The organism is Anaerobiospirillum succiniciproducens DSM 6400 (assembly GCF_000482845.1).
GTDB classification, from domain to species: Bacteria; Pseudomonadota; Gammaproteobacteria; order Enterobacterales; family Succinivibrionaceae; genus Anaerobiospirillum; species Anaerobiospirillum succiniciproducens.
The window spans coordinates 1-12,583 of the sequence record NZ_AXWV01000091.1 but is presented as its reverse complement, the minus strand read 5'-3'; the positions used below and the strand labels follow the sequence as shown (position 1 = coordinate 12,583).

At 45.8% G+C, this 12,583-nt stretch carries 8 protein-coding genes; all 8 read right to left on the bottom strand.

Annotated elements, in window-relative coordinates; all coding sequences use genetic code 11:
- Positions 1-578, bottom strand: a 578-nt coding sequence (locus tag H524_RS0110790) for a flagellin N-terminal helical domain-containing protein (protein WP_027940228.1), incomplete at its 3' end; no start/stop codon positions are given.
- A gap of 10 nt (positions 579-588) precedes the next feature.
- Positions 589-1,599 carry a flagellin N-terminal helical domain-containing protein gene (locus H524_RS0110785; RefSeq protein ID WP_027940227.1) on the bottom strand — a complete coding sequence of 337 codons (1,011 nt, stop codon included), beginning with the start codon at positions 1,597-1,599 and terminating at the stop codon, positions 589-591.
- A gap of 183 nt (positions 1,600-1,782) precedes the next feature.
- Positions 1,783-2,796, bottom strand: coding sequence for a flagellin N-terminal helical domain-containing protein (locus H524_RS0110780; RefSeq protein ID WP_027940226.1), 1,014 nt, complete (start codon positions 2,794-2,796; stop codon positions 1,783-1,785).
- Positions 2,797-2,806: 10 nt separating this feature from the next.
- Entirely contained in the window at positions 2,807-3,814 is a 1,008-nt protein-coding gene (locus H524_RS0110775; RefSeq protein ID WP_027940225.1) for a flagellin N-terminal helical domain-containing protein, read from the bottom strand.
- Between the two features lie 10 nt (positions 3,815-3,824).
- Positions 3,825-4,769, bottom strand: coding sequence for a flagellin N-terminal helical domain-containing protein (locus tag H524_RS0110770; protein WP_027940224.1), 945 nt, complete (start codon positions 4,767-4,769; stop codon positions 3,825-3,827).
- Between the two features lie 263 nt (positions 4,770-5,032).
- Positions 5,033-5,353, bottom strand: coding sequence for a hypothetical protein (locus tag H524_RS0110765; RefSeq protein WP_156907602.1), 321 nt, complete (start codon positions 5,351-5,353; stop codon positions 5,033-5,035).
- Between the two features lie 189 nt (positions 5,354-5,542).
- A complete protein-coding gene (locus tag H524_RS0110760; protein ID WP_044122100.1) occupies positions 5,543-10,849 on the bottom strand; it encodes an alpha-2-macroglobulin family protein in 5,307 nt (1,768 codons plus the stop codon).
- 1,092 nt (positions 10,850-11,941) lie between these two features.
- Positions 11,942-12,163, bottom strand: a complete 222-nt coding sequence (locus H524_RS0110750) for a hypothetical protein (protein ID WP_027940221.1) — start codon at positions 12,161-12,163, stop codon at positions 11,942-11,944.
- Positions 12,164-12,583 lie beyond the last annotated feature (420 nt).

Sequence of the window (12,583 nt, the reverse complement as noted above, 5' to 3'; positions counted from 1 at the left end):
TAGTGGCAAACTAAGTCGCGGGAAAAGACAAGTTTGCGAGATTGCAGCACCAAAAAGTCTTTCAGAGGTGTTTCACTAAATTCAACCTGGAAGAAATACTTGCCTGTAGCATCCTTTAAGGTGTCAAGAGCAGCGTTATTTGCACCCTTAGCACCAGCACTCATAAGAACATGAGCGCCTGCAAAGGTAGTCTTTTGACCGATACGAGTGATTTCGGCGCAGAGAGAATCAACTTCTTCTTGGAGAGCCTTACGATCTTTCTCGGTGTTAGTACCGTTGGCAGCCTGAACAGCAAGGGTACGAATACGCTGCAGCATGTTGGTGGTCTCGTCGAGCGCACCTTCAATGGTCTGAGCTAAAGCAATACCGTCATTTGCGTTACGGTTACCCTGATTTAAACCATTTATCTGAGATGTTAAGCGATCAGCGATCTGCAGGCCAGCAGCGTCATCCTTAGAGCTATTGATGCGAAGACCTGAGGATAAACGCTGATATGAAGTGTTTAAAGCGAGGGTAGAGTTAGCAAGCTTACGCTGAGCGTTGATGGAGCTAACATTGGTATTAACGTACAGTGCCATTTGTTATCTCCTAACGTCCGCCTAAGAGGTTCAGAGCCACGGTAGGACGCTGATTTGCCTGTGACAGAATGGTCTGAGAGGCTTGCTGAATAATCTGGTTCTGAGTTAATGCTGCAGTTTCAGAAGCGAAATCAGTATCACGAATACGGCTTCTTGCATCAGACTCATTCTCAGCAATTGAGCTCTGATTACGGATGGTGCTTTCCATACGATTTTGGATTGCGCCTAGGGCCGCACGCTTGGAGTCTACAGCTGCAATGAACTCATCAATGTACTGCAGAGTCTTCTGTGCAGTGGAGGCCTTAGCCACAACGAAGTATGCTTCAGATGGCTTGTTGGCTTCGCCTTTAATACCAAAACCACCGTTACCACCGGCATCTGCCTCTGTATTCTTGAATTGGATCTTGTCGTTAGCTGGTCTAATCGCATTAGCCATGCACATAATGCCGGTCATATCGAAAGAACCGCATTCTAATGTGATTTCGTCCTTGGCATTAGCTCCGACTTGGAAGAAGTACTCATACTTGTCAGCACCACCACCACCACCACCGCCGCCACCACCGGCAGCTGCAACCTTGCGCATGAGGGTATTTGCGCCGCCTCCATCAAGAACCTGTGCGCCTGCGAAAGTGGTCTTCTTAGCAATACGAGAGATTTCGAATGAAAGAGACTTTACTTCCTCTTGTAGGGCCTGACGGTCTTTGTCAGTATTGGTACCGTTAGCAGCCTGAACAGCTAAAGTACGAATACGCTGCAGCATGTTGGTGGTCTCGTCAAGAGCACCTTCAATGGTCTGAGCTAAGGCAATACCGTCGTTTGCATTACGGTTGCCTTGGTTGAGGCCATTAATCTGGGATGTTAAGCGATCGGAGATCTGAAGGCCTGCTGCGTCATCCTTGGAGCTGTTGATACGAAGACCTGAGGATAAACGCTGATATGAGGTGTTTAAAGCGAGGGTAGAATTAGCAAGCTTACGCTGAGCGTTGATGGAGCTAACGTTTGTATTAACGTATAAAGCCATGAATCTCTCCTTAGATGACCTTGAGTAGAGAAACGCCTTAGAAGCACCATCTCCACTTAGCATTGCAATCTATTTATTCGTAAATGGTATGCATACCACTTACGAATAAACAGTCTGCTAAATAAGGCCGTCTATGAGAGAGCGGCCTTAAGCGATATGAGAAAACTAAACTTGTATTAGATCCTAGCGACCGCCGAGTAAGTTCAGGGCTACAGTAGGACGCTGGTTAGCCTGAGACAGAATGGACTGAGAGGCTTGCTGGATAATTTGGTTCTGAGTTAATGCTGCAGTTTCAGAAGCGAAATCAGTATCACGGATACGTGAGCGTGCATCAGACTCATTCTCAGCTATGGAGCTTTGATTGCGGATGGTGCTTTCCATACGATTTTGGATTGCGCCTAGGGCCGCACGCTTAGAATCTACAGCTGCAATGAAATCATCAATGTACTGCAGAGTCTTCTGGGCAGTAGAGGCTTTGTTTACAACGAAGTAGGCCTCAGAAGGTTTTGCAAGATCACCCTTAATACCGAAACCTTGAGCACCGCCGGCGTCTGCATCGTTGCCTGCAAACTTAATTTTGTCGTTTGCACCTCTGGTCTCGTTAGCCATGCACATGATGCCTTTCATATCGAAAGAACCGCATTCTAATGTGATTTCGTCCTGGGCGTTGGCTCCGACCTGGAAGAAGTACTCATATTTAGCTGCAGCACCACCGCCACCGCCGCCACCACCACCACCGGCAGCAGCTACCTTGCGCATGAGAGTGTTGTTGCCACCACCGTCGAGAACCTGAGCGCCAGCGAAAGTGGTCTTCTTAGCAATACGAGAGATCTCAAAAGACAGAGACTTTACTTCCTCTTGGAGAGCCTGACGATCTTTGTCGGTATTGGTACCGTTAGCAGCCTGAACTGCAAGGGTACGAATACGCTGCAGCATGTTGGTGGTCTCGTCGAGCGCACCTTCGATTGTCTGAGCTAAGGCAATACCGTCGTTGGCGTTACGATTGCCCTGATTTAAGCCATTTATCTGGGCTGTTAAGCGATCAGAGATCTGCAGGCCAGCTGCGTCGTCCTTAGAGCTGTTGATACGAAGACCGGAAGATAAACGCTGATATGAGGTGTTCAGGGCTAAGGTAGAGTTAGCAAGCTTACGCTGGGCGTTGATGGAGCTAACGTTGGTATTAACATACAGTGCCATTTGCTATCTCCTAACGGCCGCCTAACAGGTTCAGAGCCACGGTAGGACGCTGGTTAGCCTGCGACAGAATGGTCTGAGAGGCTTGCTGAATAATCTGGTTCTGAGTTAAAGCAGCAGTCTCAGATGCAAAATCGGTGTCACGAATACGTGAGCGCGCATCGGATTCATTCTCAGAAATAGAGCTCTGATTGCGGATGGTGCTTTCCATACGATTTTGGATTGCGCCTAGGGCCGCACGCTGGCTATCGATCTTCTCAATAAAGCTATCGATACCTGCAAGAGTAGCTTGTGCACAGCTTGGAGTTGATACAACCCAGCGTAAAGCTGAGAACTTGTCATTTGCAGACATGTATAGGCCCATTTTGTCTGCTTTGCCTGCCAGTGACATACCGCCAGTTTGCTGGATCTTGTTCTTATCAAGGCCGAGCATACTAAAGATACCCCACATGTGGAAACCACTGGAGATCTTTAGATTGATCATGTCGTTGGCATTGGCTCCAACCTGGAAGAAGTACTCGCCAGAGCCGTTCTTGAGAGTATCCAAAGTTTTGGCGTTGTTACCACCGCCTTGACCGTTAGCGGTATTCTTTGCACCGGTACTCATCAAAACATTAGCGCCTGCAAAGGTGGTCTTATAGGCAATACGGCTTACTTCATAGCACAGGGAGTTAACTTCCTCTTGGAGGGCCTGACGATCTTTAGCGGTGTTAGTACCGTTGGCAGCCTGAACAGCCAGGGTACGAATACGCTGCAGCATGTTGGTGGTCTCGTCGAGAGCACCTTCGATGGTCTGAGCTAATGCAATACCGTCGTTTGCGTTACGGTTGCCCTGGTTGAGGCCATTAATCTGGGCTGTTAAGCGATCAGAGATCTGAAGACCTGCTGCGTCGTCCTTGGAGCTGTTGATACGAAGGCCTGAGGATAAACGCTGATATGAGGTGTTCAGGGCTAATGTAGAGTTAGCAAGCTTACGCTGAGCGTTGATGGAGCTAACATTGGTATTAACGTACAGTGCCATTTGCTATCTCCTAACGGCCGCCTAACAGGTTCAGAGCCACGGTAGGACGCTGGTTAGCCTGTGACAGGATGGTTTGTGAAGCCTGCTGGATAATCTGGTTCTGAGTTAAAGCTGCAGTCTCAGATGCAAAGTCAGTGTCACGAATACGTGAGCGTGCATCAGACTCATTCTCAGCGATGGAACTCTGATTACGGATGGTGCTTTCCATACGATTTTGGATTGCGCCTAGGGCCGCACGCTTAGAATCAACTGCTTCAATCATCTTATCGATGTTGGCTAAAGTGGCCTGAGCATAGCTTGCCTGGCACACAGCCCAACGTACGGCATTATTACTTAAAATGAGACCCGACTTAGTAATATCAGCTTTATTGGCCTGAGCAGTCAGGGTTGCCATAGCTGCAATGCCAGACATGTGGAAGCCTCTAGACATAGCTAATGTAATCATGTCATTAGCGTTTGCGCCAACTTGAAAGTAATATTCGCCGTCAGCATTTTTTAGCGTATCCAGAGGGGTGTTACCATTTTTGGCACCAACGCTCATCAGAACATGAGCACCAGCAAAAGTTGTTTTCTGGCCAATACGGGTAATTTCTTGGCAAAGAGAATTTACTTCTTCTTGGAGGGCCTTACGATCTTTGGCGGTATTGGTACCGTTAGCTGCCTGCACAGCGAGGGTACGAATACGCTGCAGCATGTTGGTGGTCTCGTCTAAGGCACCTTCGATGGTTTGGGCTAAGGCGATACCGTCATTGGCGTTACGGTTACCCTGGTTTAGGCCATTAATCTGGGATGTTAAGCGATCAGCGATCTGCAGGCCTGCAGCGTCGTCCTTGGAGCTATTAATACGAAGGCCAGAGGATAAACGCTGGTATGAGGTGTTTAAAGCTAGAGTGGAGTTAGCGAGCTTACGTTGAGCATTAATCGAGCTCACGTTGGTATTTACATATAAAGCCATGAATCTCTCCTTTTCATATCAGTAGAGAGAAGCCCAACTAGCAAATCTCCACTAAGCTTTGTGTCGCCTGAAAACAATGACTTAGAGTGTTTTCGGGCATTCATTACACAAGCAATAGTTATACCAATTAGCCAAGCTAGGTTTACAGCGGATTTGCTAGTAAAACGGCGTGAGATGTATGTAAAGCGCGACTCGCGTTCTTATTTTGCCGTGTGGCAACTAAATTTTTGCCTCAGCCTATGATGGGTGTTTGACTTGCTGCATTAGTCTTTAAGGTTTAAAGCTTCCTTGGCATCGACCTTAAATGGACTGCCTTTTACGTAGACGTCACCAAAGTTATCCATATACAGCTCTCCGGCTTTATATACGCCCTCAATATGACCAACTTTAAAATGGCTGCCCTCTACATAGACGTCACCAAAGCGATCAGTCACTAAGCGGCCAGCTGTAGAGGTGTTGACCTTGCCAACTGCAAAAGGGGAGTTGCCGTCAAAGACGTCACCAAAGTTATTGGTTCGCAGCACATCGGCATTAGCGCTAAATGGCAACCATATTAATGATAAAGCTAAGAGTGATAAGCGCATTATGCCCCCAGATTGTTGTTTGGATTTGGCGTATGCCTGTGGCTCAATCATACAGCATTGCTAGCCTTGGTGGCATTTGGCTGAGCTAAAGTTATTAGTAATCTCCTAGAATAAGAACGCCCTCACTAGGAGGGCGTTTGTGGTTTATGAGCGGGCGCTGTGGCTCTTGGCGTTAGTTAGCTATTTGGGCTATTTGCCTGGTTTGGCCACAGTGATTGGGGTGTCGCTCATGAAGGTGCCGTAAACACCTGGGTCAGTCTTGTACTGAACCATGCTCTCACCTTGGGTAAAGGTGCCTGGGTGAGCTGCTCTTAAGACTACAAACAGTGAGAAGCTATTGCCGACGTTGTAGCGTCTAAAGAGCGCACTGATGGTGTCATCGGAGGTGCTAAAGTCACTGATGTCAGGGAAGAGTGAGTATGAGTCATCCTTGTCAAATAAAGCACCAAAGGATGGGTCATCACGCTTCATGCGACGTACAAACTCAAAGCCTGCTGGGATCTTAGCCTTAACGATGATGTCATCATTGGATAGCTGATTCTTATCCACAAAGATCTCCATGAGCACTTCTTCATTAGGCTGGAATACATAGTTAGCCTGATCAATCGCACCATCACGGTTGAAGAGGTTTACCTTAGTAAAGAAGCCCTTGTTAGAAATGATCTTGTCATGCTTGTACTGGCCTAAGACAGTAACGTTGGCATAGAGCTTATTGGAGCTGGTATTGTTTACGCTTACTTTGCCAGCTGATACTGTGTAGAGCTTATCGCTAACTGCGGCATCTTGAGACATAGGCTCAGCTGAAGCATCTGCAGAGGCGTCAGCTTCGGTATTGGCAGTTGTTGCCTGGTTAGCTGCTCCATCGGCTGCTTGCTTGTCGGCTGAGGCATTGTCAGCTGCTGGCTTGTCGGCTGATGCCTTGGCAGTTGGTTGCATGAGCTTGGCGATCTCATCGGAGCTTAGCAGAGCTCGTTGTGACTCGACGTTAGAGCCGCCAGTTAAGCTATAGTCAGCTCTTATTTTGGCAGCAGCCTCGGTGGCGCTGATGTAGTCAGGAGCTGTGTTGATAGCGTGCAGATTGGTAAAGGTAGCGACCACAGTATCGTACATACCAATTTGCTGTGCAGCGTTAATTACTCTAAAGGCAACTTCACGCAGATTGTACTGACCTTCAACTTGCAGTCCTTCTAATTGAGCAATAAGCTCTAAAGCACTCGTATCTGTTGGGCTTTCTAAGCCCAGCAGAGAGTTATAGGTTGACTGCCACTCTTGCAAGCCTTCCATAGCTTGATTCAATGCAATCTTAGCGCGTGCTTTATCACCGATGTTATTGAGGGCAATTGCCAGCTGAGCTAGAGCAAAAGGCTTTTTATAAATATATTCATCGAGCATACGACGAACTTCAGCTTGGTTAATGCTCTCGAAGGTGGAGAGAATCGATAAAGCATATGGAGATAGATCAGAGCCTGTAGCTGCTACTGAGCGTACATAGGTAATGGCTCGCTCTAAAGCATCAGCGTTAACATTGTGACCTGCCTCAGAGGCCTTGATGATGACATCTGCTGCATAGAGGCTATCAATATCTGACCAGCTGTAGAAGCTACCTGAGCTACGCTGTCTAGCTAAGAGTCTAAAGATGATTTCTTGAATCTTAGCATTAAGCTGCTCGGCATTAGCATAAGGCTTAGCTGCCTTAAGTGCCTCATCAGCATCTTGTGCCTCTTCAACTTGCTTTAATGACTCTTGGGTAGCTACTAAAGTTGAGCCATATAGGAGCTTAGACTCAAGCTCTGCAGCTAAACCAGAGATAGAGGTATCCTCACCTTTATCAAGCTCTGCAGTTAAGGCCACAGGGTTTACAAAAGGTAGTGATGACAGATTGATGAGCACATCATCAATGTCATTAAAGTCATTGGCACCGATAGCAACAGCAGCGCTAGATTTGGCATCAACAGGGGCTACATAGCTCTTGAGCATAGCCATCTGAGGATAGGTAACCTGCAGTGGGAAGCTGTCAGTGTACTTGTAATCTGGGTTAATAACGGTCAGGTTTACCTTGCCAATACCATCAGAGATGGCAGTAACATCAAAGTAGTTATCCTCACGAATACCTGGCTTTAAAGTACGCTTAGACTGCATAGAGCACTTAAGGGCACCCTCACAAGAGATATCTACCTTAAAGTCATGGTTCTTGGCCTTGAGGTTGTGCAGATTTAAGCGAGCCTGAACGGTATCACCCACATTTAAGTAGCGAGGCAGGCCAATAGTAGCCACAGCCTTGTCACGTACAGTCACGTCAGCATTGCTTGCACCGGTACGGTTTTCATCCCATGCGACAGTCATGTACTTAAGTGAGCCTGAGAACTTAGGCACATCAAAAGTAACTTCAGCCTGACCATTAGCGTCTAAAGGTACGATTTGGGAGGCTAAAGCCACAGTCTTGAAGGAAACAGTGTCTAATGACATAGCACCAGTTGCCTTGGCCATCATATCCTCAGCACCGTCGCCATAGCCTTGACCTTGTTGCTTAGGATCACGGATTAGCATGCTATATGGATCGTACACATCTACCTGATAGGCGCGATCTTGCATGAAGACCTTGTTTGGATCCGGTGCAGCATACTTAGTAAGGCCTAAGATACCGTTGTCAACTAAGGTTACACGAGCATAGCCGGTGACCTTGTCACCATCAGTGCCTGTAGTAGCTGTTTCTTTATCTTGGGCAGCGCTATTATCTTGTTTAGCCTCATCGGCTTTTTGTGCATTAACCTTAACGGTAAAGGTAGAGCCAGGCTTAATCTCATCTGCTGCGCTAGTAGTTACGTTGAACTTATGCACATCAGAGTTCATATTGATATCAACGAGGCCGACTGCGCGGATGATACCGGCAGTGCTCTCATCAATTGGTGAGAATAAAGATAGCAGGGCGTGACCTTGTGGATAGAGATCTTCGGTAATTTGGATATCTACCTCATTGTGACCACGGTTTACCTTAAAGGTTCTAAAGTCTTGAATGCCCTCTGAGCCAATGGCTAAGTTGGCATAGCCATCAAATGGGCTATCGAAGCTGAGCATCATCTTATCGCCTGGCAGATAGCTCTCTTGATCGGCATAGACAGCTACGCGATCAGGAGTTCGATTATCCATTGAGGAGCTAAAGCCCTTAACGAAAGATAAGGTAGTAGCTGACTTAGGAGACTCAAGCTCAAGTACGTAGGAGCCATCTTCTAAATCGGCGCTAATCAGAGCCTTATCCAGACTTTGGTTATCCACCTTAACGGTGCCTTGATGCACGAGGTTACGGCTGTGGAAGACTACATAGCGCCAAGTACCATTCTCGTAGACAAAGTTGTAGTCCACAAACTCCTTAAAGAGGTAGTACTTAACATCCTGCGGATAGGTTGAACCATCTTGCAGGTATGAGCATAAAGTAAACTCGGCCTTATCAGAAGACTTCTTGGCATCATCTAAGCGACGAACACCAATAAGTGGGTTGTTATAAGCCACTTTGAAAGTCTTAACAGTGCTTACTTCTTGACCACTAGTGTCAAAAGCAGAGGCTGAAACACGAGCCTTTTGTGGGAAGCGACTTTGTACAAAAGATACTTCATGGGTCATTACGCCTTCAGCATCACTCTTAAGATCAGTCACTACTTCAGTCTTAGTCAGATTTGTAAACTCACGCTGATCTGGACCAAAGTGGAACTTCTTTAAGAAAGGATTGTTAGCGGCATTGGCTGCAGCTGGCACCGGATGCTGATCTGGGCGCAGAGTAATGCGCATGGAGCCAGATAAGTTAGAGGCAGTGCCGCCGTAGTTAAACTTGGTAGCAGTCTTTAACTTAAATGGAGTATTAACTGGGATCACACCTTCATTATTAATAAAGGCAGTGTTGATCTGAGTAGGTACGTATGAGCCAATGGTAAAGGCGGTATCTTCTAATAAAGTGTCGCCTAAATACAACATGGCATTGTAACGGCCGTTAACTGTGCCTTGAGGGATCTTAAAGTCAAGGCTGTAACCACCCATAGCTGAATCACTTAAAAGGTGTGAGGATAACTCAGAGCCATAGGAGTTAACGATCTTTAAAGTAAGTGGCAAGTTGACTGCCTGCAGATGCTTATTGCGCAGCAGGGCAGTGTAGTGCACAGTCTCATTTGGTCTGTAGATACCACGATCGGTATAGGCATAGACCTCATAATTGCTATTTGACTTAGAGCCTTGATTGTCTTCTAAGTATAGGACATCGTCTGAGAGGTTTTGAATGAAGTAATCATTCTTACCCTCAGCTAAGATCTTGGCAGGGGCTAGGGCATTTTTGCCAGTTACAAATTCTTTAGCAAATGAGCCAGTACCTTCTTTATTTGTCTTGGTCTGAGCTAAAACTTCACCATTGTTGGCAATGAGCTTGAGCTTTACGTCTTTTAAGGCCTTAGCAGAGGTTAAAGAACGGACGTTGACCAAGATACCGTCTTGGGCACGGTAAGTAGTCATGCCAAGATCAGTAATCATCATCATCTTAACAGTGATAGGCAGAGACTTGTTGTTCATATCACTGTAAGAGAAGCCATTGGTGTAGCTAACACGTGGATCGGTAGCTACGATCAAGTACATGCCGTGATCTGACTTAGAGACAAAGTCTTTAAGCTTGATCTCGGTGCTCTTGACTTGATTACGCATCTCATCGCTAATGCGAGACTTCTTGGCTGCATCTACTTGAGCTTTGAGCGCGTCCTCTGGAGTAGAACCATCTGCGGCAATTAAAGCCTTGCCTTCATTTTCAGCCTTTTGTAGAGCTTGCTTAGCCTCAAAGACATCCACAGAGGTGCCTTTAGAGATATCAAAGATGCGCTCATAGACTGGACGACCTAAATTAGTCATGAAGTGATTAGCCATGTACATGGACATCTCACTATCTTCAAGATCTGTAAGGTCGTAATTATCTAAAACAGTTGGTGGAATACGGAAGATTGAAAGCTTAAAGGCGCTCTGATTTACAGTCTTTACGGTAAAAGAGTCGTTAGCACCATTCTTTGGCAGAATGATGTTGTATGGAAGCTTAATCTGAGCAACGCTATCAGAGATAGTAACCTTGTGGTTGATAGGCTCTTCTAAGGTGCTTCCGGATTTAAACTTTAAGCCCTTTTTGAGCAGCACATTGTAAGTCTTACCAGACTCAAGCTTATCTATACACAGATTGCCTTGAGTAACCGCTACTGGCACATCCACTGGCTGATTACGTAAAGTTACCTTAACGTTCTTGCTAAGGTTACTAAAGCTATCATCTACTACCTGGCGGCCCGACATAGTAAGACAGACTGTAGCCGGAGAGCTATTAGTCATCTCTAAAGTCTTGAGCACGGTAATGTTAGGCTCAGCATTAACTGCAGCAGGCCACAACGCAGTAGAAATAGTGCCCATTGCAAGTGAAAGAGCCAAAGCAAGCGGTGTTTTGCTCAGGCTTGATGCTTTCAAAGATAGTGGTTTGGCAAGCATTATTTAACTCCAGTTAAGCTCTCTACCTTGACTAAAGGCTGCTCTTATCTTCAAGAACGGCACAACAAAATATCCTTCACCGATGGCCGACAAACAACTTACGCACGTAAGCACAAGCCATGAAAAACGAGTTCAAAACAGTACTTATCTCTTCTAGTCATAGCTAGGAGTGTTTTTGATGAACACTAAGCTAAGCTATCAAGCCGCGCTCGCATCAAGCTGGTACAGTGCTTATAACATCGGCAACACCAAGATCACGCCATACATCTACAAAAGACAAGCTCTAGGCTCGGCGTATCAAAGATCAGCAGGTGAAGAAGGTTTTAGTTAAAAGGTGCCTACTTGCTAGGTATTGGAAAACAAACATAGAAGACTGCATCTATCCTCAAGCCCTGAATACCTCGCTATTCTTCAGGCATGAGTCTCATCAAGTTTAGCAAATCTCTATCTAAATTACGTGATTGTGCAAAAATTTGCGCTCATTGCTATTAAATGAGGCGCTAAAAGCATAAGCACATTATGCCAACGAAAACATAGCTAACCTAACAAGACCGCAAATCATCGCCAAAGCAAAGCAAAAAACCATGGCTAGCCTATGGCATGACAAGTATCCTCATTCAAGCCCCACGCACTAAGGATTCTCAATAGGACAAAAACTTACTCTTTAACTACATCATTTCCTGTAGCAATTAACAGCGTCTTAGGCTCTTATTTGCCACTTGCTTTTGTCTCTACATTCGACATCTTCAGCGGCTATTGATTAATAGACATTTATAGACAGCCGCCATCCACGCATGCCGCCTCAGGCCAAAGAGCCTAACTCTAGACAGGTGGCATTGCGCATCAAAGAATGCACCACTCTATTTTTCCCCTCAAGCAGCAGTGATCCTTATATGGCCGGGTAACCGCGCTGCAGCCTGCACTTGCTGTATAAGCGTCAATCTACTCGCAGTCATGCTATGGCATTCATACGTAACCATACTGGCCATCTTTATAGATACCAGCTGTCACAAATACTTATAGCTTTTCAGCGGCGGCTTAGCTCTGAGCTCTAGAGCTAGAGGGTCATGTAAAAGTCGATCTTGTCCTCGTCTAATGCTCGCACATGATTAAAGCGGGAGGTGCGTAAGCGCTGTTGCTGCAGGTAGAGGCATCGAGCAGGCATAAGATGAGTAGCGGCAGTAACGAGACCATTAAGAAAATGTCCTGCGTGTAATCTTCATAAATGGAAAACATGGAGATCACGAGGAACATGGTCAAGCTCTTAATGCCAAGGAGATAGATGTCATTACGAGTAATGGCTCTTTCAATCATTTCAAAGTGCCGAATCTTCTTATCCTGGGTGTGTCGATTTGAATATTAAGCTAGTGTTGTGCGTAAGTTAACCCGAACAATGTTGTATTAGTGCCAAATATGGGCATATATATGCGCTTTTGCTGACGGCTTAGCGGCCATAATAGGCTTAGTCTATGTAAAGAGGAGCGCTCTGTGATATAAATCACGCTTGAGCCGATAAAAAGGGTGGCTTATAAAAAATTACCTTAGTATGCTTACAGTCTAACAGACAAAAAGTGCACATATAACTGTTTGCACGGACTAAGTTTTGTCTAAAAAAGTTGCACTAAATCATTTTGCGCACTCTAAAAGTGCGTATGAAAATTTATTCCATGTATACGCTAATTCTTTAAATTTTGGATCAATTTAATAAATTTAGCAGTAAATCCGATAATTTTT

Bases quoted from the DNA above. Each gene is read 5' to 3' on its own strand.
- H524_RS0110765 (WP_156907602.1), bottom strand. From the start codon at position 5,353: ATGCGCTTATCACTCTTAGCTTTATCATTAATATGGTTGCCATTTAGC.
- H524_RS0110775 (WP_027940225.1), bottom strand. From the start codon at position 3,814: ATGGCACTGTACGTTAATACCAATGTTAGCTCCATCAACGCTCAGCGT.
- H524_RS0110780 (WP_027940226.1), bottom strand. From the start codon at position 2,796: ATGGCACTGTATGTTAATACCAACGTTAGCTCCATCAACGCCCAGCGT.
- H524_RS0110770 (WP_027940224.1), bottom strand. From the start codon at position 4,769: ATGGCTTTATATGTAAATACCAACGTGAGCTCGATTAATGCTCAACGT.
- H524_RS0110785 (WP_027940227.1), bottom strand. From the start codon at position 1,599: ATGGCTTTATACGTTAATACAAACGTTAGCTCCATCAACGCTCAGCGT.
- H524_RS0110760 (WP_044122100.1), bottom strand. From the start codon at position 10,849: ATGCTTGCCAAACCACTATCTTTGAAAGCATCAAGCCTGAGCAAAACA.
- H524_RS0110750 (WP_027940221.1), bottom strand. From the start codon at position 12,163: ATGATTGAAAGAGCCATTACTCGTAATGACATCTATCTCCTTGGCATT.